This window comes from Enterobacter sp. UNJFSC 003, assembly GCF_036903355.1.
Taxonomy (GTDB): Bacteria; Pseudomonadota; Gammaproteobacteria; order Enterobacterales; family Enterobacteriaceae; genus Enterobacter.
On the sequence record NZ_JBAKHK010000144.1, the window covers coordinates 1 to 275 of the forward strand.

Genomic DNA, 275 nt, shown 5'->3' on the forward strand with positions numbered 1-275 from the left:
CCACGGATTAGCGCAAATGACATGGCGCTATCAAACATGGCTGCACCGGGTAAAACACCGCACGGTTGCCCGCCAGCGTTCACCAGATCTGGATGCGCTGTCGTGACCGGGCCTAAACCGAGGAAGCCGTTTTCCGATTGCAGAGTGATATGAATACCCTCCGGTAAATAATTGGCGACCATTGTGGGTAAACCGATCCCTAAGTTAACGATGTCACCATCACGAAGCTCTTGCGCCACACGGCGCGCAATACGTTGTTTCGCATCCATTATTTG

General features: G+C 52.7%; 1 pseudogene. It reads right to left on the minus strand.

Annotation, left to right across the window (positions count from 1 at the left end):
• A pseudogene (gene atoA / locus V5P19_RS23515) lies at positions 1-269 on the minus strand (acetate CoA-transferase subunit beta); the annotation flags it as partial.
• Between the last annotated feature and the right edge of the window lie 6 nt (positions 270-275).